We start from the raw sequence: 20,901 nt of genomic DNA, 5'->3' as shown, positions 1-20,901 counted from the left end.
GGCGGGGAGTCCACCAGGCTCCCCGCCGGCCCGCCACCCCACGACCGGGGCTGGTGCTGGAGGAGCAATGACCTAATCTACGGTGGTGCAGCCTGAGAGCATCATCAGTCTGATCGATGAGGTTGTCCCGTCGCTTGACCGCGACCTGATCGACGTGCGCCGGGCGATCCACCGGCACCCGGAACTGGCCGGCAGCGAGGTGAGAACCGCGGCGCTCGTAGCCGACCAGTTGCGAGCGGCTGGGCTGGAGGTCTCGACGGGAGTCGGCGGGCACGGTGTGGTCGGCATCCTCGACTGCGCTGAGCCGGGAGCGACGATCGGGTACCGCGCGGACATGGACGCGGTGGCCATGGACGAAGCTTCCGAGTCCGAGTTCAGGTCACAGGTCGACGGAGCAGGGCACCTGTGCGGGCACGACATCCACACGGCCATCGGAATCGGCGTCGCGCGAACCCTGGCCCGGGTGCGGGACCAACTGAGCGGACGGGTCGTGTTCTACTTCCAGCCGGCCGAAGAAGCCCTCACCGGCGCGAAGGCGATGCTCGATGCCCGCGTCCTCGAACTGGCCGAGCCCGACGAGATCTACGCACTGCATTGTGCGCACATCCCCGTCGGCACCTTCGCGGTGATGCCGGGCGGCGGACTGCCGGGGCACGACAACTTCGACCTGGAACTTTCTGGGCCGGAGGCGGCAGACAAGGCGGAGGAGATCGCCGCTCGGATCGCCTCCTGGTCCACGGTCAGGCCGCCGGCTACGCCGGAGCAACATGAACAGTTGCTGGCTGACCTGCTAGTGGAAGACGGTCCGCTGGCTCGCTTCGTATTCGCCGGCGCGTGGATCAGCAGGGATGAGACCCGCGCACAGGTGACCACGCATGGCTGGATCAAAGCGTGGCCTGACGAATCGTACCCCGGGATCCGGGAACGGGTGATGGATCTCGTGCAGGACGTTTGCGGGGCCGAGGGACTGAACCACCTGACTTTCCGGGAGGCGCCGTTCCCCGCCATGGTCTGTTCGGTGGACCTCAGTGAGTCGGCAGCGCAGTACTTTCGTGGGGCGTTCGGGGCCGACGCGGCGACGGTGCTTCATGCACCGTTTCCTTTCAACGGTGAGGATTTCGCCTACTTCCTCAACAGGGTTCGCGGGGCGATGTTCTTCGTCGGCGTGGCGAACCCGGCGGCCGGACTGAGCGGCATCGTGCACACCCCTACTTTCGCTGCCGACGAACGCGCAATCGCACTGGGAGTACGCGCGATGGCAGGTTGGCTCGCGACCCGCCTGTACGTGCTGGCCGATTAGGCCATCGAAACGAACCCGACGGTCGGCCCGACCAGCTCGACGCCGACGAGCGCCCGCCGTACGTCGCCGGGGGTGTCTTCAGGTGCCAGACAGTGTCGGACGCGGCTGCTACGTTGCCGACACCGAGGTCTCCTACTCGAATGCGCGAGGTGCCGAGATCGAGGAGACCATCCTTCGCCTCGACTAGAGCTCGCGGCCCCAGTCGTGCAGGTCCGACCTCGGACAGGCAGTGGGGACCTCGGACACGGCACAGCCTGTCCGAGGCGCCCAGACGGTGTCCCATGCCCGAGACCGGTAACGGTCCCACCGCCGGCAAGACGAACCCGTCCAGTCACCGCGCTTGCCCGCCGGTGCCGGCTGGTCGGGTGCGGACGGTCGCAGCCCGGGAGTGTGTTGCGGGCACGGCATCCGGAGCTCACGGTCCGGGCGGACGTGCTGTGGGACGGTGGTTTGCGGGAGGGTGGGCAGCTCGACAGACATCCCAGGAGTTTGGGTGTCAAGCTGCGAGGGTTTGGGTGGGGTGGGTCCAGGCGGTTGTTTCGTTGTAGTGGGTGTTGGTTTTGAGGCAGCCGTGGAGGATGCCGACGAGTCGGTTGGCGAGTTGGCGTAGGGCGGGGTTGTGGTCGGCTCCGCGGGCTCGTTGTTTGTCGTAGTAGGCGCGGGCTCCGGGCGAGGCGTTGAGTGCGGCGAAGGCTTGGCTCATGAGGGCGTCGATGAGCCGGTCGTTGTGGACGTAGCGGGCCAGGGCGACTTTCTTCTTGCCCGAGGCGCGGGTGATCGGGCTGGTCGCGGCGTAGTTCTTGCGGGCTTTGGCCGATGCGTAGCGGTCGGGGTCGTCGCCGAATTCTGCGAGCACCCGGGCGCCGAGGATCGGTCCCAGCCCGGGCTGGGACAAGATGATCTCAGCGGCCGGGTGCCGGCCAAAATGGGCCTCCACCTGCCCTTGCAGGCCGGTGACCTGCTCGTTGAGGACGGCCAGGACCGCGACCAGTGCGCGGGTCGAGGCGGCGTAGGCGGCGGTGACCACGGCGGGCTGGCCGAGGTGCTCGGCGCGCAGCGCCGCCTGGATCGCCGCGGCCTTGTCGGCGATGCTGCGGCGACGGGCCCGTTTCAGCGCCGCGGTGATCTGGGCGGTGGTCAGCCGGGCCGCCGCGGCCGGGTCGGGGGCCTTGGTCAGCAGCTCGAGGGTGTCGGCGGCGTCCAGGTCCTCGAAGGCTTCCAGCGCGGCCGGGAAGTACTCGCGCAGCGCGTGCCGCAACCGCTGCGTGGTCCGGGTCCGTTCCCAGATCAGGGTCTTGTGCATCCGGGTGACGACCTTGATCGCCTCGGCCTCGGCGCTGTCACCGGCCACCGGGCGCAGCTGGTGGGAGTCGGTGCGGACCATGTCGGCCAGCACATGCGCGTCGGCCGCGTCGCTCTTGGCACCCGACACCGCGTGCCGTTTGCGGTACTGCGAGGCCTGCAACGGGTTCACCGCGAACACCAGGTACCCCGCGGCCACCAGCGCGGCCACCCACGGGCCCCGATCGGTCTCGATCCCGACCACCACCTCGACCTCGTCAGGATCAGCCGCACCGAACTGCTCGGCCACCAGCGCATGCAACCGCGCCATCCCCGCCACCCCCTCGGGCAACCGCGCCTTGGCCAGCACCCGCCCCGCCGGGTCCATCACCTCCACATCGTGATGCGCCTCGGCCCAGTCATCTCCCACAAAGAACCTCAACACCGATCTCCCACACTCTCGACGCCATCCACACCACCAGCAAGCCGGTCGGGAGAACCATCAGCGACCTAATGAAGCAGTGCTCACGCCCCCAACCACACCAAGGGCCGGGCACGACATCCCATCAGCGATCAAATCTCCCGGTCACCGGCAGGGGCACGATCTGTCGACAGGACTCAAACGGTCCAGGAGGTACAAGTGCTCACCCACCGGCGGCTTACCAGCCCCGAGTCTGCCCGACGGCGACCCGGTAACTCTCATTAGGAGGTGTACGGTCCGGGCCTTGCCGGGCCGGGCGGGGCCAGGCGTGAACGCCTCGCCCGGCCAGCACCCTGGACCGACACCACCTGTCGAGCTGCACACCGGCCAGCCTGGCTCACCTCGCCCACACATCCAGCAGAAGAGCCTCATATGATGTCCCAAAGCTCGATTCCGCGGTCTTGTTAGGGTGCCTGGATGCCTTCTCAGCGCGTCGTACTGCCGCGGTCGACACCGACCGCCTCGGGGATGTCGTCGCGCTCGATCACCGCGCTGCTGGACCGGCTCGAAGCACGATCCGTCGAGTGTCACTCCATCATGGTCGTACGCCGCGGTCACGTCGTGGCGGAGGGCTGGTGGGCGCCGTACTCGGCCGAGCGCCCGCATCTTCTCTACTCGCTGACCAAGTCGTTCACCTCGATCGCCGTGGGGCTCGCCATCGCCGACGGGCTGCTCTCGCTGGACGATCGGGTGGTGGATGTGTTGCCTGACCACGTGCCGGCCGACATCTCGGAGCAGGGGCGCCGTCTCACCGTTCACCACCTGCTGTCCATGACGGCCGGACATCGCACGGACAGCCTGACCGAGGCCTGGCAACTGGAACCGGGCGACCTGGTCAAGGGCTTCCTGCGCGTACCGTTTCCCGACGCCGAGGGAACACGGCACGCCTACGACAATCCGACCACCTTCGTCCTGGCGAGGATGGTCGAGCGAGTCACGGGCCGCGGCCTCCCGGAGCTGCTCGACGAGCGCCTCTTCCGGCCGATGGGCGTCGACCACGCGGAATGGGACCGGGTGGCGAGCGGTGCCGCCTTCGGATTCCACGGACTGCACCTCACGACCGAGGCCGTCGCCGCCTTCGGTGAACTGCTGCTGCGCAAGGGCCTTTGGGGCGACCGGCGGCTCGTCCCGCACGAATGGGTGGAGCTCGCAACCAGACGGCACATCGGCACCCTGCCATTCGAGGACGGATCGGGGGACGCCGACTACCTGTGCGGTTACGGTTATCAGTTCTGGATCTCGCGTCACGGTTACCACGGTGACGGCTCCTTCGGCCAGCTGTGCGTCGTCGTCCCGTCGCACGATCTCGTGGTCGCCGTGACCGGCGCCACTACGCAGGCACAGGCAATTCTCGACACAATATGGGAGTGTCTGCTGCCGGGCATGGACCAGGCGGGAAGCACCCGGGAGGACGAGATCCTCGCCGATCGGCTGCGGCGGCTGTCATTCGCACCGGTGTTGGGTTCGGCCGTTCCGGATCGTTCGCTCACGGCGAGACTCGACGCCTCCGCCGAGAATTCGGCTCTGCCCGACGGAACCACGGTGATCGTCGATCCCGTGGACGGTGGATGGCTCCTGCACTTCGGGGCATCCCTCAGGGTCGAGGTCGGCCACGGCGAGTGGCGGGAAAGCTCGCCGCTCGGCCGCCCTGTGGTCGCGGCCGGCGCGTGGCAGGGAAACACGTTCGTCGCAGAGCTTTACGTCATCACCACCCCGCACCGGGTCCGGGTGGTGGTCGACGCCGACGCGGGGACAGCGGTGGCGACGTGGAACATCGTGCCCCTGACCAGCCCCAGTCTGGGGTTGCATTTGCGGTCGCCGCTGATGACAAGGCCTGACGTCTCGTAGCTGATGTTGGCTGCGAGATGTCTCGTCACCAGGTGCTGGTCTAGCCTGTCTGGGCAGGAAGGGGACGACGTTGTCCGAGCTATCAGGAACCGGCGATCCGTTCGGTGGGCGGCAGCCGACGAGTCATGAGCGGATGACTGGCGAGCCTTGGGATGCGTCGTACCACGATGGTCCTGCGCCGTGGGATTTCGGCGGCGCTCAGCCTGCGGTGATGCGACTGGCCGCCGAAGGTGCGTTCACCGGTTCGGTCCTCGATGCAGGTTGCGGCAGTGGCGAGAACGCCCTGCACATCGCCTCGCTGGGTGCGTCGGTCGTCGGCGTCGACGTTGCCGAAACCGCCTTGGCCTTGGCCCGCCAGAAGGCCGTCGACCGCCGCATCAAAGCCGACTTCACCACAGCCGACGCCCTCCACCTGGATCGCTTGCGGCGCACGTTCGACACCGTTCTGGACTGCGGCCTGTTCCATTCCTTCGACGCCGACGAGCGCCCGCCGTACGTCGCCGGCCTGGCCTCGGTCACCAAACCCGACGGAACCCTCTACGTCCTCTGCTTCAGCAGCGAAGGCCCCGACACCGGCCCTCACCCCGTCACCCGCGAAGACCTGACAGCAGCCTTCAACCCCAACACCGGCTGGCACATTGCCACGCTCGAAAACACCAAGCTCGAAACGCGCTACCACAACAACGGCGCCCCAGCCTGGCTGGCAACAATCAACCGGACGTGACGGCAGGCGTTGGCGCTTGCTGGGTGAGGTGGGATTGGAAGTGGGAGGCGAGGTCGGTGGCTATTTCTATGGTTCGTTTGGTGAGGGGGGATTGGGTGCGGCCGGAGGGCCAGAGGAGGTAGATCTCGCGGCGGGGTGGGGCGGGGAGTAGGTCATGGATGGACAGGGCCGGGTCGGGGGTGGTCAGGACCAGGCGGGGGAGTACGGCGGAGCCGAGGCCCGATCGGACCATTGCCAGTACGGCTTCGTTGCCTGCGGCCCGGAACACGATGTGGGGATGTACGTCGTTGGTGGCGAACAACTGTTCCACACGGGGCTGGTCGCAGGTGGGTGGCCAGGCCACCATGGGGGCGCGGTCGAGGCTGGTGAGCTGGACCGGGCCTTCTGGGAAGGCGCCACGTGGGGCGACCAGGACGTACGGGTCGTCGAGCAGTTTGAGGTGTTCGATGTCGCCGGCGACGCGGCCGTCGAAGAACATCAGGTCCACCTTGTCGACCGGTGGCGGATCGGATTCGTCCTCGAACAGGCGGATGTCGCAGCCGGGATGTTCCTCGCGCAGTTGGCGGACGACATGGGGGAGGAGCACGTTGGAGACGCTTTGGAAGGTACCGATGTCGATGCGTCCCTCGCCGGCTTTGAACCGGTCGAGTGCGGCGGTCATGGCCTGGCTCCGTGCCAGCAGGTCGCGACCGTGGGACAACACGACCGTGCCGAGCGGGGTGATCCGCACCGGCTTCGGGCCGCCGGGGCGGTCGAACACCGCGCCGCCGACGGCCTTCTCCAGCGCGGCGATGTGCTGGCTCACCGTCGACTGGGTGTAGCCGAGCCGGGTGGCCGCCCGACCGAACGAACCCTCGTCGGCGACGGCGGCGAGGGTGGCGACATGCCGGAGTTCTACGTCGGACATGGACGCGAGCGTACGCCGGATGATCGTAGTTCGCGATGGGGTCGATCGAGGACTATCGCTTTTCACGATGCTGAGCGCGGCATAGCGTCGTTGCCGTGAGCTGGGGAACGACGAACGAGAAGCGACCATGACGGCCGAAGCGCAACGCGGGCAGTTCGACTACGACGCCGAGCTGAGTCGGTATCACCCGCGGCTACTGGCGGCGATGGATGTCAGGCCCGATGACCACGTGCTCGACATCGGATGCGGTAGCGGGCTCACCACCCGGGCGGCCGCCGAGAGCGCGGTCTCCGGGAGCGCGCTCGGCGTCGACGTCTCCGCCGAGAGGTTGGCGGCTGCCCGCCGACTCAGCGAGCAGGAGGGCCTGCTGAATGTCCGTTTCGAGCGCGCAGATGCTCAGACGCATCTCTTTCCGGCGGAGGGCTTCTCCCTCGGTATCAGTCGTTTCGGCACGATGTTCTTCAGCGACCCGGAGGCCGCGTTCACCAACATCGCCCGCGCGTTGCGTCCGGGGGCCCGGCTGGTGCAGCTGGTCTGGCAGGACAGAAGGCACCAGGAGTGGGACGTCGTGGTCCGTCGTACGCTCGCCACCGGACGGACGGCGCCGGACACCGGAGGCGAACCGTTCTCGCTCGCTGACCCCGCGGCCGTGGAGCGTCTCCTGACCGGCACTGGGTTCACCGACGTACAGGCGATCGACGTCCGTGAACCCGTGTACTACGGCCCGGACGCGGACGCCGCGTGCGACGCCGTACGCAGCCTTTGGCTGACAAGGCACCTGCTTGCCGAGATCGGCCCCGCGCGTGCCGAACAGGCCCTCGACCGACTGCGTGCCAGCCTCGCCAGCCGTCAAACCGCGGACGGCGTGTGGTTCGACTCTCGCGCCTGGATCGTCACCGCACGCCGCCCGTAGTATCCGGGCCGGCTGGGCAATCAGGCCGGGATCTGGTAGGTCGGGGTGAGGATGGCTCGGGCGAGGGTGTGGAAGGCCAGGTTGAAGGAGACGACGGCGGGGGTGGCGCCGGAGTCCACGTCGAGGGCTTCTACGTCGATGGCGTGGACGACGAAGTAGTAGCGGTGGACCTGGTCGTTGGGCGGCGGAGCGGCGCCGCCGAAGTTCTTGGTGCCGAAGTCGTTGCGGACGTGGAAGGCGCCGTTGTCGAGGCGCTCCGTCGCACCGGCGCCGGCCGGGAGCTCCGTCACCGTGGCCGGCAGATTGACCAGGATCCAGTGCCAGAAGCCGGACGGTGTCGGGGCGTCGGGGTCATAGCAGGTGACCACGAAGGCCTTGGTCTCGGCGGGGAATCCGGACCAGCTGAGCTGCGGCGAGGTGTTTCCGCCGGCGAACGCCTGGGCGTCGGGCAACTGCTGACCGTCGGTGACATCGGTGCTGGTGACGGTGAACGCTCCGCACTTCGGCAGGAGTTCGTACGGGTCCGGGGCGACTGGACGATCGAGCGACATCGGTGATCCTCCGGGATCTCGCGAGTGTGGTGATTCCGACATTACTGTCCACATCTCACCGGTCCGTCCCGGGGCACGCGCGCGGGGATGCGAAGATCGGAGCGGTACGACGGCAGACGTGAGCGGAGGACGTGGTGGAGGAGTATCTGGAGCGGATCGTTCCGGCGGATCCCGGGGCGATGCGGGCTGCCGCCGAGCGGCAGGCGATCCTGACGAAACCGGCTGGATCCCTCGGCATCCTCGAGGACCTGTCCGTCCAAGTCGCCGGGATGACCGGCACGTGCCCGCCCGCGATCCCCGCGCCCGCCGTGGTGACCGTGTTCGCCGCGGACCACGGCGTCCACGCGCAGGGTGTGTCGCCGTGGCCGCAGGAGGTGACCGCCGCGATGCTGGCGAACTTCGCCGCCGGCGGCGCCGCGGTGAACGCGTTCGCAGCGAACAACCGGGTCGACGTCCGCGTGGTCGACGTCGGCGTGGCGACGCCCGTCGACGAGCTGGACATCATCCACGCGAAGGTGCGCCCCGGCACCCGCGACCTGTCCACGACCGACGCCCTGACCGAGGACGAGACCAGGGCCGCGATCGCGGTCGGCTTCGACCTGGCGGACTCACTGGTCAAGGACGGCTACCGGTGTCTGCTCACCGGTGACATGGGGATCGCGAACACCACCGCGAGCGCCGCCCTGATCGCCACGTTCACCGGCTCGACCGCCGACGTGGTCACCGGCCGCGGTACCGGCATCGACGACGCCACGCTGGCCCACAAGACCGCGATCGTGCGGTCCGCTCTGCAGTTGCACGATGTACCGGCGACCGACCCGCTCAAGGCACTCCAGGCGTACGGCGGCCTCGAGCATGCGGCCCTGGCCGGGTACATCCTCGGCGGCGCGGCCAACAAGGTGCCGGTGATCCTGGACGGCGTGATCGCGGGAGCCGCCGCGCTCGTCGCGCAGGCCTTCCACCCGGCGGTGATCGACTACTGCGTCGCCGGGCACCGGTCCGCCGAGCCGGGACACGCGGTCGCGCTGAAGACGCTCGGCCTGCAGCCGTTGGTCGACCTCGATCTTCGGCTCGGTGAGGGGACCGGCGCGGTCCTCGCGTACCCGATCCTGACCTGTGCGGTACGAGCGCTGGACGAGATGGCGACGTTCGAGTCCGCGGGAATCGACTCGTGACGAGCCAGTACCTGTCTGGTCTGGTCCTCGACGGGCGGCGCGTTGTCGTCGTCGGGGGCGGCGGTGTCGCCCAGCGGCGGCTTCCACGCCTGCTGGAATCGGGCGCGAAGATCGACCTCATCTCGCCGTCGATCACGCCAACGATCGAGGGCCTGCTGAACAACCCGTCGCTGACGTGGATCGAGCGGGGCTACGCGGACGGCGACCTCGACGGCGCCTGGTACGTCGTGGTGGCGACGGACGACGCCGCGGTGAACGACCGGATCTCGGCGGACGCCGACGAACGGCGAATCTTCTGTGTCCGCTCCGACGACCGGTCCCGCGCGACCGCGTGGACCCCAGCGTCCGGGCAGCACGACCAGGTGACCGTCGGCGTACTCGGTGGCGGCGATCACCGGCGCTCGGCCGAGGTTCGCGACGCGATCCTGGAAGGCCTGCGGACGGGGCAGCTCGGAGCGCGCACCCAGGACAAGAAACCGGGGGTGTATCTCGTCGGCGGCGGACCGGGCGATCCGGATCTGATCACCGTCCGCGGCCGGCGGTTGCTGGCCGAGGCCGACGTGGTCGTGGCGGATCGGCTCGCACCGCAGCAGTTGCTGGATGAGCTGCACCCCGATGTCGAGCTGTTCGACGCGGCGAAGCTTCCGCGTGGACGGGCGGCTCAGCAGGAGGAGATCAACCGGATCCTGGTCGATCGCGGTCGCCAGGGGAAGGTCGTCGTCCGGCTGAAGGGCGGCGATCCGTACGTGTTCGGCCGCGGCTTCGAGGAGGCGCTCGCCTGCGCCGAGGCCGGGGTGCCGTGGTCGGTGGTGCCGGGGATCACAAGTTCGATCTCGGTGCCGGCGGTGTCCGGGATCCCGGTCACGCATCGCGGCGTGACGCATGAGTTCACCGTGGTCTCGGGGCACATTCCGCCGGCGCATCCGGATTCGCTGATCAACTGGGACGCGCTCGCCCAATTGAGCGGGACGCTCGTCCTGCTGATGGCGGTCGAGAATCTGGCGGCGATCACCGAGCGGCTGATCGCCGCCGGCCGGCCGAAGACGACGCCCGCCGCGGCGATTGCCGACGGCACCCTTCCGGGGCAGCGGATGGTGACGTCCGACCTGGCCGGGATCGCCGCCGCGATGGCCGGGGCCGGCGTCGGCGCACCCGCTATCGTTGTCATCGGCAACGTTGTGGAGGTGGCCGCGCAAGCGCGCGACAGGCACGGCGGCGACGGGCCGGGGCCGGCGTGAGTTCGCTGGTGCCGCTGGATGATCCGGCGGATCCGCGGCTGGCGGACTACGTGCAGCTGCGGGAGGTGAACCTGCGGCGCCTGCTCGAGGCGGAGCACGGCCTGTTCATTGCCGAGGGCGACAAAGTGATCCGGCGCGCCGCGGACGCCGGGTACGAGCCGCGCTCGTTCCTGCTCGCGCCGCGCTGGCTGGAGTCCCTGCACGAGGTGCTGGCGAAATGGCCGGACAAGCCGGTGTACGTCGTCTCCGAGGAGCTGGCCGAGCAGGTCACCGGATTCCACGTGCACCGTGGCGCGCTCGCGTCGTACCGGCGTCGCGCCGCCCGGCCGCTGACCGAACTCCTCCGGGACGCACCCCGGCGGATCGCGATCTTCGACGACATCGTGGATCACACCAACGTCGGCGCCGGCTTCCGGGCCGCCGCGGCGATGGGCGTCGAGCTCGTCCTCGTCACCCCGACCTGCGCGGATCCGCTGTACCGGCGCTCGATCAAGGTCTCCATGGGCACGGTCTTCCAGGTCCCGTGGACCCGGCTCGACACCTGGCCCGGCGATCTCGAGCTGCTCCAGGACAGCGGGTACGTCGCCGCCGCGTTCGCGCTCACCGACGACTCGATCACGCTCGACGACCTCGCCGCACGCCACGACGAACGGCTCGCGCTGATCTTCGGCACCGAAGGGCACGGCCTCAAGCCGCACGTGCTCGACAAGGCAGACCTGACCGTACGCATCCCGATGGCCGGCGGCGTCGACTCCCTCAATGTGGCATCCTCAGCAGCAGTCGCGTTCTACGCCACGCGGCCGTAGGGGGAGTCATGCGTACGACGGAACGCCTTGTACTGCGCCCGTTTCGCGAAGAGGACCTGGAGCCGTGGGCCGCGCTGAACGCGGACCCGGAAGTGACCGAGTACCTCGGGGAGCCGCTGAGCCGGGACGAGTGTGACCGGATCGCGTCCGCGGTCAACGCGCGGTACGCCGCCGACGGATTCGGGTTCCTCGCGGTCGAGCGTCGTACGGACGGAGCGTTCCTCGGCGCGGCCGGCCTTACGCGTGAACAGTGGTACCCCGACGACCTCGAGATCGGCTGGCGGCTCGCCAGCGAGTACTGGGGACACGGTTACGCGACCGAGGCCGCGGCCTCGTGGATGGAGCACGGCTTCACCACGCTGGGGCTGCCGCGCATTATTGCGGTGACCGATACGCCGAACGTCCGTAGCATCGCGGTCATGCGCCGGCTCGGGATGAGGTTCGACCACGAGGCGGTGCTGGCGGAGGACGGCGTCGAGTTCGGCGCGACCATCTACTCACTCACGGCGGAGGCATGGACCGCAGCCCGAAGGTAGTGCTTGTCACGGGGATGCAGGCGGCGGGGAAGTCGACGGTGGCGCCGATGGTGGCCGCGCGACTCGGGCCGCCGGCGGCGACGCTGGATGGGGATGTGTTCTACCGCGGGGTCGTCGCCGGCGCCGAACAGATGACGCCGGAGCCGTCGGCGGAGGCGGTCCGGCAGCTGGAGCTGCGGTACGACGCGACCGCGCTGGTGGCGCAGCACTACGCGGACGCCGGATTCGACTTCGTCTGCAGCGACATCATCCTGGGCGAGCACGTCGAGAAGTGGTTCGCCCGGCTGCGGGGCGTGGACACGTATCTCGTCGTCCTGATCCCGTCGGTGCGGTCGATCGTCGAGCGCGAGATCGGTCGAGGCGGCAACAACAGCTACCGCGACTGGGGCCTCTCGCTGGAGGACGGCGTCCGCGCCCTGCAGGCGGGCCTGGAGGACATTCCGCGCCGGGGTCTGTGGCTGGACACGACCGGCCAGACCCCGGAGCAGACCGCCGGCGCGATCCTCGCCGACCTCGAGAAGGCCCGCTGGTAGACCGTCAGGTGGCGGTGCTGTCCTCGTGGGCGTTCTCGTGTTCGATCATCGGGGTGACCGGCCAGTCCGAGGGGTAGTCAGGAGCCAGTTCTTCGGCTTCGGCGAAGAGGCGCTTGCGGTACTTGCGGGACAGGCGGTCGCCGAAGACGGTGCCCTGGGTGTGGTCGGTCTCGTGCTGGAGGCAGCGGGCGAGCAGGCCGTCGCCCTCGAAGCTGACAGGTTCGCCGTGCTGGTCGACGCCGGTGACCCGGGCGAAGTCTGGGCGGGCGCACTTGGTGAACGCGCCCGGCAGGGACAGGCAGCCCTCGTCGCTCTCGTCCAGGCGGCGGTCCTTGCCCTCGGGGAGCTCGATCACCGGGTTGCAGACGACCCCCTGGACCCGGTTGCCGTCCTTGTCCGGGCAGTCGAACACGAACAGCTGCAGGTCCACGCCGACCTGGTTCGCGGCCAGGCCGACGCCCTCGGCCGCGTTCATCGTCGCGACCATGTCGGCGACCAGCTTCTGCAGCTCGTCCCCGAACTCGGTCACCGGCCGGTTGACCCGGTGCATCACGTCCTCACCCCACCGGGTGATAGCCAGCACCGAACCGCCCTCAGGCAACGTAGACATGCCCGAAATCCTACCCAGACCCCGTTGCGTCCGAAGAACCGTGGGCTCTGGGCCACAGTTCTTCGGACGCAAGCGTCTTACTTCTTCAGGTCGTCACGCCAGGCGACCCAGTCGCGGAGGAGGCCGAGGTCGTAGTCCGGGCCGGAGGCGTGCACGGTGAACAGGCGGGTGCCGACGTCGAGGAGGGGCTTGCCGACCTCTTCGGGGGTCTTGGTGCCGACGGCCGTCGAGCGCTCGATCTCGCCGGGGTCGCGGCCGATCGTCTTGCAGTGCTCGTCGAGGACGGCGTGCTTGTGCGCGATCGTCTCGGCGTCGCCGAAGCCGTGCCAGATGTGCGCGTGCTGGGCGACCAGCTTCAGCGTCTTCTTCTCGCCGCCGCCGCCGATCAGCACCGGGATGTCCCGGGTCGGCTTCGGGTTGAGCTTGGTCCAGCGCTGCTCGATCCGCGGCAGCGCCTCGCCGAGCGCGTCCAGCCGGCCGCCCGCCGTACCGAACTCGTAGCCGTACTCGTCGTAGTCCTTCTCGAACCAGCCGGAGCCGATGCCGAAGATCAGCCGGCCCTCGCTGATGTGGTCGACCGTGCGGGCCATGTCGGCCAGCAGGTCGGGGTTGCGGTAGGAGTTGCAGGTGACCAGGGCGCCGATCTCGACCCGCTCGGTCGCCTCGGCCCAGGCGGCCAGCATGGTCCAGCACTCGAAGTGCAGGCCCTCGGGCTCGCCGGACAGCGGATAGAAGTGGTCCCAGTTGAACACCACGTCGACGCCGATCTCCTCGGCCGCGGCAACGGTCCGCCGGATGTCGGCGTACTGGGCGTGCTGGGGCTGGATCTGCAGGCCGATCCGTACCGGGAAGGCGGCGTACGGACGGTCGGTGGACTTGGAATCTGTCATGGTGGTGATCCTATCCGGCGTTGCGGAGGACCCTCCGGATAGGTCCATGACAAGGGGGTACGGCGTGATGCCGGACGGGACCGAGATCGACGAGTTCGCGCGGCTGTTCACGCGGTTCCTGGAGCGGATGCAGCAGGCCGGCGGGCGGACGGGCCGGGAGAGCCTGCGGGACCGGTTGCGCGCGCATCTCGGTGTCGACCCCGAGCAGGTGGCGGTGGTGTCATCGAGCTTCCCGTCGTACGACCTGCCGAACGTGCAGCGCGGGATCGAGGCGTGGTTCGACGAGTTCGAGGTGCTCGGGCTGGCCGGATCGAACCGCGGTCACCATTCGCTCGGCGAGCTGCTCGAGCTGGCCGAGTACGACCGGTTCGGGATCGGCGCGGTCGACTACCAGCGGGTGCAGATCGACGTCGACGAGGAGATGGACTGCGTCGCGTTCGGGTTCTACCTCGGCGTCCAGGGCGAGGACCGGTACGTCGCACTGTTGCGCGCGGCGAACCCGCAGTACGGGCGGATGAGCGTCGAGCTCGAGGTCCTCGCGGTGGTGAAGGAGGCGGGGGATCGGTTCCTCGGTGCGCTGCCGGACCTGATCCGCGAGCACAACGTGTTCCGCGGCAAGGTGGTGTCGTTCGAGGGACACGAGTTCGGTCAGGGGGTGGGGCCGTTCCGGTTGCATCCGCGTCCCGGGATCACGCGGGCGGACGTCGTACTGCCGGATGGCGTGCTGGAGCGGGTCGAGCGTGAGGTCGTCGGCATCGCGGAGCACCGGGAGAAGCTGTTGTCGGCCGGCCAGCACCTGCGCCGAGGCGTGCTGCTCTACGGGCCGCCGGGGACGGGCAAGACCCACACTGTGCGGTACTTGCTGTCCAGGTTGCCCGGGTTCACCGTCGTACTGCTGGCGGGGACGAGCATCGGGTTCATCTCGCAGGCGTGTTCGCTGGCGCGGATGCTGCAGCCGGCGCTCGTCGTACTCGAGGATTGTGACCTGGTGGCCGAGGCGCGCGACTACTCGCACGGGATGGGGAACCCGCTGCTCTTCCAGGTCCTCAACGAGATGGACGGACTGGCCGAGGACGCGGACGTCGCGTTCCTGCTGACGACCAACCGTGCCGACCTGCTCGAGCCTGCCCTGATGCAGCGTCCGGGCCGGGTCGACCTCGCGGTCGAGGTGCCGCTGCCCGATGCCGAGGGTCGTGCGCGGCTGCTGAGTCTCTACGGACCGCGGCTTCAGCTGGCTGCCGACGTGATCGAGGAAGTCGTCGGGCAGACGGAGGGTACGACGGCGTCCTTCATGAAGGAGCTGGTACGACGGACCGTCCTGCTGGCCGCAGAGTCGGGGGAGACCGCGGGACCCACGGAGCTGCGGACCGCGGTGGCCGAGCTGCTGTCGTCCCGCGACGCGCTGACCCGGCGACTGCTCGGTGCGGCCGACGGCGACGCGCCGGACTACTCGCCGGGACCGGCACCTGGACCGATGCCCGGCGTCTACAAGGGGCTCATCGGCTGAAGTACGACGCCATGTGCCCGAGCATCGTCGCGACACCGGGCTTGATCGTGGTCTCCTGGTCGGCGGGCAGGCCCACGCTCCGGTAGTCGAGCCGGGTCCGCTCGTCGCCGAGATCCGTCAGCTGGACCGTGATCTCCTCGGCCGGCTCGTCGAAGTGGAGTACGACGCTCCGCGGCAGGTCGACCTCGCCGAAGCGGAGGGTGAAGGGCACCTCGACGTCCCCGTCGCCGACGAAGACGGCCGAGACGAGTCCGCCGGGGCGAGCGTCGATGGAGACGCGGTCGGCGGGAGTGGTGAAGCCTTCGGCGAGGAACCAGGCGGCGAACGGCTCGGGCTCGGTGAAGGCGCGGGCGACCTGGGCGGGCGCTGCGTCGATGGTCTGGGTGAGGGTGAACATGAGCTTGACCTCCTGGAATCGGGCTGACTCCAGCACTGTGCCGCGACCCGTTTACGGTTTGTTTCCAGTCGGGATCCGGTCGCCGTAAGGCCGCGTTCGGGTCAGTCCTCCCTGGGCATTGAGATCGGGCGACCGAGGCGGAGGCTCCAGGCCGGGAAGAGCAGGTAGGTGCCCGCCCAGCTGAGGCCGCCGACGTAGGTCCAGCCGGACGCGGTGCTCATGTCGTCGAGACCCAGGATGATGCCGGGCACGCTGACGAAACCGAGCAGCATCACGGCGCCGGCGACCAGGCCGGCTCGTTGCAGGCGCTGCGGCCACGGGTCGTCGGTGAGTCTCCGGCTGGCGGCGACGAGCCAGACCCCGATCAGCGCGAACCCGGTCGCCGACACCAACCCCGCGAAGAAGAATCCGGTGGCGTCGGTCAGGATCAGGATCGAGCCGACGACCGTGATCACGGCGCCGAGAGCCGCGATGCCGACGAAGACGGGCCGGACCTTCGCGGCCGACTGCTGGAACCGCCAAGCAAGCCCGGCGCTGAGCAGCCCGAGCGCCGCGTTGCCCACGTCGTTGATGGAGCCGAACGCGTCGGCGCCGAGGTAGAACACGATGAGACACAGGCAGGTCGCGAGGCCGACGATCCCGTGAACGATCGCCAGCCGGCGCAGTCTGTCCGTCACCATCGTTGCCCCCACCCCGCGAGCTACTTCCCCCGACCCGACTGTGCTCCCGGGACAGGTTGCCTGGCAACTAGCGCGGTGACCGGCTCCCGAAGAGCTGGTTGAGTTCGGCTTGCGGGATCTGGTCGGCGGCGAAGGTGATCGTGCCCTTCGTGGCCAGCTCCTCGGCGCTGCGGCGGATGAAGCCGAGGGCGGCGCGGGCGATACTGCCGCCGAGGCTGATCCGGGTGACGCCGGCGGACTGCAGGTCGGCAACGGTCAGGGTCGACGTACCGAGGCCGACGACGACGTTGAGCGGGCCGTCGATCTCCGTCACCAAGGTGCCGATCGTGTCCAGGTCGTTCACGCCGGGCACGTAGAGGCAGTCGGCACCAGCCGCGCGGAAGCGGTTGGCGCGCTCGATCGAGTCGGTCAAGGAGGTCGGCGTACGCAGCAACTGTCCGTCGGTCCGGGCCGTGAGCACGAAGTCCGCGCCGGCCGCCTCGCGGGCCGCGACGATGCGCTCCACCGCGAGCTCGGCGTCGTACAGCTCGCGTCCGTCGTAGTCCTCGATGTTCCCGCCGGCCAGCCCCGCCTCGCGAGCGAGCGCGATCGTCTCGGCAACCCGCTCAGGCTCGGCGCCGTACCCGTCCTCGAGATCCCCGTTCACCGGTACGTCGCTCGCAGCGGCGATCTCGCGGATCCGCTCGAACATGACCTCGCGGGACACCGACGGTGCGCCATCGGGCAGCGTGTGATCACCCTTCGCGAGCGAGAACGCGATACCGGCGCTCGTGGTCGCGATCGCCGGGAAGCCGGCCGCGGCAAGGATCACCGCGGTCCCGGCATCCCAGGCATTCGGCATCACGAAGAACTCGGTGTGCAGCTCACGGAAGGTCATGACCGCGATCCTGCCAGACCGATGCTTCGGCACCGGCCGAAGTCTGGCCAGCGGGGCCGGGGCGGACTACTCGATGTGTGACGCGGCGGCTTCGTCGAGGAGCCAGAGCGTGCGGTTGCGGCCCTTGGGCGCCGAGGCAGGAAGGGTGCTGGTTTCTTTCAGGGCATCGGCCACCGCATCGGCCTTGTCGTCGCCGGAGACGACGAACCAGACCTCGCGGGAGCGGTTCAGGGCCGGGAGCGTGAGCGAGACCCGGGTCGGCGGGGGCTTGGGGGAGTCGTGCACCGCGACCGCCGACACGTCGGTGATGGCCAGCTGCGGGTAGCCCGGGAACAACGATGCCACGTGCCCGTCCGGCCCGACACCGAGCATCAGTACGTCGAACGCCGGTACGGCGCGACCTTTGGCGTCGTGCAACGCCGAGATCGTGGCGGCGAGTTCGCTGGCGTACGCCTCGGCGGCTGCCTCGGGCGATTGCCCGGTGTCGGCGGGCATGGGGTGGACGCGAGCCGGGTCGACGTCAACGTGGGCGAGGAGGGCCTCGCGAGCCTGGGTCTCGTTGCGCTCGGGGTCGCCGGGCGGCAGGAACCGCTCGTCACCCCACCAGAACTCGACCCGCTGCCAGTCGATGCTCGCGCCGGCCGGCCACTCGGCGACGGCGCGGTACACCGCGGCCGCGACGCGACCGCCGGTCAGCACCACCTGCGCGACCCTGCCGTTGCTCTGGGCATCGACCAGCGCCGTCACGAACCGCGCCGCAACCGCGTGCGCCAAGGCCGTGGCGTCACGATGGATCAACAGCTCCGGGTCGACCACCCGGCCGGGAGCGGATGCATCAGTCATGAGCGCCTCGCCGCTGTCTTGCCCGCAGCCTTCTTCGCAGCGGTCTTCTTGGTCGCGGTCTTCTTGGCAGCAGTCTTCCGCCCGGCCGCGTTCTTCGCCGCGGCGGCCTTCTGCGCGGCAGCCGACTTCCGCGCGGCAGCGGCCGTCTTCTTGGCCGGGGCCGTGGTGGCACCCGGTCCCTTCTTGGCCGGGGCCGTGGTGGCACCCGCCGTACGGGCTGCGGCGTTCGACACGGCGGTCTGCACCGAGCGCCGGTCGGCCGCATCGACCTTCTTCTCGGCTTCGGGCATCTTCTCCCGCTTGACCATGCACGCCAGCGTCTTCGCGTACACGTCGTCCGGGTCGAGTCGCCGCAACTCCTCGCTCAACAGCTCGGACGTCGTACGGCGCTTCAGCGCCACCGGCCGATCCGGCTGCCCGGGGATGCTGAACGTCGCCACCGCGCCATCGGGCCGCGTCAGCGCGATCGGCCCCGACGGCGTGAACATGCGTACGGCGGTCACACCCGGGCCGCGGGAGTTCCGCTGCTCGACCGGGACGCCGAGCCGGCACTGCAGCCACGCGGCCATCAGGTCCGCACTCGGGTTGCCCTTCGCCGACACCACCTCCGCACCCGTCACCTTGGTCGGGTACTGATCCAGGGCAGCCGCCATCAGCGCCCGCCACGGCGTCAGCCGGGTCCACGCGAAGTCCGTGTCCCCAGGCTCGTAGCCCTCGGCCCGGGCGGCGAAGTCGACGGATGCCCGGCGAGTCGCGGCCGCGTCGCTCACCCGGCGCCGGCCGAGGCGGCCCAGCGGGTCGTCGGCCGGAACCTTCGGTCCGCCGCCCGGCCACCAGACGATGACAGGGGAGTCGGGCAGCAAGAGCGGCGTGACCACGGACTCCGGGACCTTCGCCAGCTCACCGTGCAGCCGGAGCAGCACGGCCTCACCCGGAATGCCCTCGCCCACCCGCACCTCGGCGTCCAGGCCGGAGGCACCGCGGCCCGGCCGCAGGATCGCGACCAGGACCCGGGACGGGTGTTCTCGGCCGGCCTCGTTCGCGGCCTTCATCGCGTCGTGGTGGGACGCCTCGTCGACGACCACCACGATCGTGCCGACCATGCCCATGGCCGGCGAGCCCGCGTTCCGGCGGGCCCTCAGCAGCGCCGACGCGATCTCGCTCGACGTGGTGTCGGTGAGGTCGATGATCACTGGAGTCCTTTCGGGGGTCTGGGGGTCGTCCCCCAGATCGATGTCACGGCCGCCTCCAGGCGCGTCCGTCGCGGGCGAGCATCTCGTGCGCCGAGTCCGGGCCCCAGTCGCCGGACGCGTACTGCTCCGGCTTGCCGTGCGCGGCCCAGTAGTTGATCACCGGGTCGAGGATCTTCCAGCCCAGCTCGACCTCGGTGTGCTGCGGGAACAGCGGCGGGTCGCCGAGCAGGACATCGAGGATCAGCCGCTCGTACGCCTCGGGCGAGGACTCCGTGAACGAACCGCCGTACTGGAAGTCCATGTTCACGTCGCGGATCTCCATCGCGGTCCCGGGCACCTTGGCGCCGAAGCGCATCGTGATGCCCTCGTCCGGCTGGATCCGCAGGACCAGGGCGTTCTGGCCGAGCTCCTCGGTCTCCGTCTTGCTGAATGGCAGATGCGGCGCGCGCTTGAACATCACCGCGACCTCGGTGACCCGGCGGCCCAGCCGCTTGCCTGTGCGCAGGTAGAACGGCACTCCCGCCCACCGGCGCGTGTCGACGTCGACCCGCAGCGCCGCGAAGGTCTCCGTCGCGGAGGACGCGGGGATGCCGTCCTCCTGCAGGTAGCCCTTCACCTTCAGGCCTCCGGCCCAGCCGGCCGCGTACTGACCACGGGCGGAGTGCAGGTCGAGGCGCTCCGGCAGTTGCACCGCGGCGAGCACCTTCTTCTTCTCCTGGCGCAGCGACCAGGCGTCGAAGCTGACCGGCTCCTCCATCGCGACCAGCGCGAGCAGCTGGAGCAGGTGGTTCTGGATCACGTCCCGGGCCGCGCCGATGCCGTCGTAGTACCCGGCCCGGCCGCCGATGCCGATGTCCTCGGCCATGGTGATCTGGACGTGGTCGACGTAGTGGCTGTTCCAGACCGGTTCGAACATCGCGTTGGCGAATCGCAGCGCCAGCATGTTCTGGACGGTTTCCTTGCCCAGGTAGTGGTCGATCCGGAACACCGACTCCGGCGGGAACACCGACTCGACCACGCGGTTCAGCTCGCGCGCACTCTTCAGGTCGTGGCCGAACGGCTTCTCGATCACCACCCGCCGCCACGAACCGGGGACCTCGTCGGTCAGCCCGTGCTCGGACAGTTGCCGCACGACCTCCGGGAACAGCCCCGGCGGGATGGACAGGTAGAACGCGTGGTTGCCACCGGTCCCGCGGGTGACGTCCAGCTCGTCCACGGTCTCCCGCAGCCGCTTGAACGCCTCGTCGTCGGTCAGGTCGCCCGGGACGAACCGGAAGCCCTCGGCGAGCTGCTGCCAGACCTCCTCGCGGAAGGGAGTCCGGGCGTGCTCCTTCACCGAGTCGTGCACGATCTGGGCGAAGTCCTGGTTGGTGTAGTCGCGGCGGGCGAACCCGACCAGGGCGAAACCGGGCGGCAGCAGCCCCCGGTTCGCCAGGTCGTAGACCGCCGGCATCAGCTTCTTGCGGGCCAGGTCGCCGGTGACTCCGAAGATCACCAGGCTGCACGGCCCGGCGATCCGCGGGAGCCGCCGGTCCTGCGGATCCCGCAGCGGGTTCACCGGGCCGGGCCCGTCGTCGAGCTCAGCGGTCATCAGCCGCTTCCCTCCGAGTT

21 protein-coding genes are annotated in these 20,901 nt (G+C 69.4%); 10 read left to right on the top strand and 11 right to left on the bottom strand.

Translation table 11 applies throughout. The features are described from left to right. Positions 1 to 85: 85 nt before the first annotated feature. Complete coding sequence (locus OG555_RS38250) at positions 86 to 1,300, top strand: M20 metallopeptidase family protein (protein ID WP_329478241.1); 1,215 nt, start codon at positions 86 to 88, stop codon at positions 1,298 to 1,300. Positions 1,301 to 1,796: 496 nt separating this feature from the next. Here OG555_RS38250 and OG555_RS38245 read toward each other — a convergent pair whose 3' ends face one another. Beyond that, positions 1,797 to 2,969 (bottom strand): IS110 family transposase, encoded by a 1,173-nt coding sequence (locus tag OG555_RS38245; RefSeq protein ID WP_329484779.1) that lies wholly within the window; start codon positions 2,967 to 2,969, stop codon positions 1,797 to 1,799. Positions 2,970 to 3,479: 510 nt separating this feature from the next. Between OG555_RS38245 and OG555_RS38240 the strand changes: the two genes are divergently transcribed. Continuing rightward, positions 3,480 to 4,910: a serine hydrolase domain-containing protein gene (locus OG555_RS38240; protein ID WP_329478239.1), complete on the top strand. Its 1,431-nt coding sequence runs from the start codon at positions 3,480 to 3,482 to the stop codon at positions 4,908 to 4,910. Between the two features lie 133 nt (positions 4,911 to 5,043). Then, complete coding sequence (locus OG555_RS38235) at positions 5,044 to 5,634, top strand: class I SAM-dependent methyltransferase (RefSeq protein ID WP_329478237.1); 591 nt, start codon at positions 5,044 to 5,046, stop codon at positions 5,632 to 5,634. Here the strand turns inward: OG555_RS38235 and OG555_RS38230 are convergent. Then, a complete protein-coding gene (locus OG555_RS38230; RefSeq protein WP_329478235.1) occupies positions 5,621 to 6,541 on the bottom strand; it encodes a LysR family transcriptional regulator in 921 nt (306 codons plus the stop codon). The genes OG555_RS38235 and OG555_RS38230 overlap by 14 nt on opposite strands. Positions 6,542 to 6,668: 127 nt before the next feature. On the opposite strand from OG555_RS38230, the gene OG555_RS38225 reads away from it, so the two are divergent. Further along, on the top strand, positions 6,669 to 7,454 hold the full coding sequence (locus OG555_RS38225) for a class I SAM-dependent methyltransferase (RefSeq protein WP_329478233.1): 786 nt from the start codon (positions 6,669 to 6,671) through the stop codon (positions 7,452 to 7,454). A 20-nt stretch (positions 7,455 to 7,474) separates the two neighbouring features. Here OG555_RS38225 and OG555_RS38220 read toward each other — a convergent pair whose 3' ends face one another. Next, a complete protein-coding gene (locus OG555_RS38220) occupies positions 7,475 to 8,005 on the bottom strand; it encodes a YbhB/YbcL family Raf kinase inhibitor-like protein (RefSeq protein WP_329478231.1) in 531 nt (176 codons plus the stop codon). A gap of 134 nt (positions 8,006 to 8,139) precedes the next feature. Here OG555_RS38220 and cobT point away from each other — a divergent pair, with 134 nt between their 5' ends. Genes cobT through OG555_RS38195 form a run of 5 tightly spaced genes read left to right on the top strand, consistent with a single transcriptional unit; the run spans position 8,140 to position 12,293 of the window. Then, the gene (gene cobT, locus OG555_RS38215) at positions 8,140 to 9,180 is read left to right on the top strand and encodes a nicotinate-nucleotide--dimethylbenzimidazole phosphoribosyltransferase (protein WP_329478228.1); all 1,041 of its coding nucleotides are present in this window, start codon (positions 8,140 to 8,142) and stop codon (positions 9,178 to 9,180) included. After that, entirely contained in the window at positions 9,177 to 10,418 is a 1,242-nt protein-coding gene (gene cobA, locus OG555_RS38210) for a uroporphyrinogen-III C-methyltransferase (protein WP_329478226.1), read from the top strand. Before cobT ends, cobA begins: the two co-directional genes overlap by 4 nt. After that, the gene (locus OG555_RS38205) at positions 10,415 to 11,224 is read left to right on the top strand and encodes a TrmH family RNA methyltransferase (RefSeq protein ID WP_329478224.1); all 810 of its coding nucleotides are present in this window, start codon (positions 10,415 to 10,417) and stop codon (positions 11,222 to 11,224) included. The genes cobA and OG555_RS38205 overlap by 4 nt, the downstream gene beginning before the upstream one ends. An 8-nt stretch (positions 11,225 to 11,232) precedes the next feature. Then, positions 11,233 to 11,760: a GNAT family N-acetyltransferase gene (locus OG555_RS38200; protein ID WP_329478222.1), complete on the top strand. Its 528-nt coding sequence runs from the start codon at positions 11,233 to 11,235 to the stop codon at positions 11,758 to 11,760. Next, a complete protein-coding gene (locus OG555_RS38195) occupies positions 11,739 to 12,293 on the top strand; it encodes an AAA family ATPase (protein ID WP_329478220.1) in 555 nt (184 codons plus the stop codon). The genes OG555_RS38200 and OG555_RS38195 overlap by 22 nt, the downstream gene beginning before the upstream one ends. 4 nt (positions 12,294 to 12,297) lie before the next feature. Here OG555_RS38195 and def read toward each other — a convergent pair whose 3' ends face one another. Beyond that, positions 12,298 to 12,903 carry a peptide deformylase gene (def, locus tag OG555_RS38190; protein WP_329478218.1) on the bottom strand — a complete coding sequence of 202 codons (606 nt, stop codon included), beginning with the start codon at positions 12,901 to 12,903 and terminating at the stop codon, positions 12,298 to 12,300. Positions 12,904 to 12,980: 77 nt separating this feature from the next. Then, entirely contained in the window at positions 12,981 to 13,793 is an 813-nt protein-coding gene (locus OG555_RS38185) for an LLM class F420-dependent oxidoreductase (protein WP_329478216.1), read from the bottom strand. Between the two features lie 46 nt (positions 13,794 to 13,839). Here OG555_RS38185 and OG555_RS38180 point away from each other — a divergent pair, with 46 nt between their 5' ends. Continuing rightward, entirely contained in the window at positions 13,840 to 15,300 is a 1,461-nt protein-coding gene (locus OG555_RS38180; protein WP_329478214.1) for an ATP-binding protein, read from the top strand. Here OG555_RS38180 and OG555_RS38175 read toward each other — a convergent pair. The 6 genes from OG555_RS38175 to zwf all read right to left on the bottom strand — a co-directional run bounded on the left by OG555_RS38175 (position 15,290) and on the right by zwf (position 20,881). Then, on the bottom strand, positions 15,290 to 15,697 hold the full coding sequence (locus OG555_RS38175) for an SRPBCC family protein (RefSeq protein ID WP_329478212.1): 408 nt from the start codon (positions 15,695 to 15,697) through the stop codon (positions 15,290 to 15,292). The two genes, OG555_RS38180 and OG555_RS38175, sit on opposite strands and share 11 nt — an antisense overlap. A gap of 101 nt (positions 15,698 to 15,798) precedes the next feature. Beyond that, complete coding sequence (locus OG555_RS38170) at positions 15,799 to 16,377, bottom strand: hypothetical protein (RefSeq protein WP_329478210.1); 579 nt, start codon at positions 16,375 to 16,377, stop codon at positions 15,799 to 15,801. Positions 16,378 to 16,444: 67 nt separating this feature from the next. After that, positions 16,445 to 17,254, bottom strand: coding sequence for an isocitrate lyase/PEP mutase family protein (locus OG555_RS38165; protein WP_329478208.1), 810 nt, complete (start codon positions 17,252 to 17,254; stop codon positions 16,445 to 16,447). Between the two features lie 66 nt (positions 17,255 to 17,320). After that, entirely contained in the window at positions 17,321 to 18,097 is a 777-nt protein-coding gene (gene pgl, locus OG555_RS38160) for a 6-phosphogluconolactonase (RefSeq protein ID WP_329478206.1), read from the bottom strand. Continuing rightward, positions 18,094 to 19,290, bottom strand: coding sequence for a glucose-6-phosphate dehydrogenase assembly protein OpcA (locus tag OG555_RS38155; RefSeq protein ID WP_329478203.1), 1,197 nt, complete (start codon positions 19,288 to 19,290; stop codon positions 18,094 to 18,096). Before OG555_RS38155 ends, pgl begins: the two co-directional genes overlap by 4 nt. Before the next feature lie 43 nt (positions 19,291 to 19,333). Then, entirely contained in the window at positions 19,334 to 20,881 is a 1,548-nt protein-coding gene (gene zwf, locus OG555_RS38150; RefSeq protein ID WP_329478201.1) for a glucose-6-phosphate dehydrogenase, read from the bottom strand. Positions 20,882 to 20,901: the final 20 nt, after the last annotated feature.

It is taken from the genome of Kribbella sp. NBC_01484 (assembly GCF_036227145.1).
Classification (GTDB): Bacteria; Actinomycetota; Actinomycetes; order Propionibacteriales; family Kribbellaceae; genus Kribbella.
The sequence above is the reverse complement of the archived record's forward strand: the minus strand, read 5'-3'. Positions and strand labels throughout refer to the sequence as shown.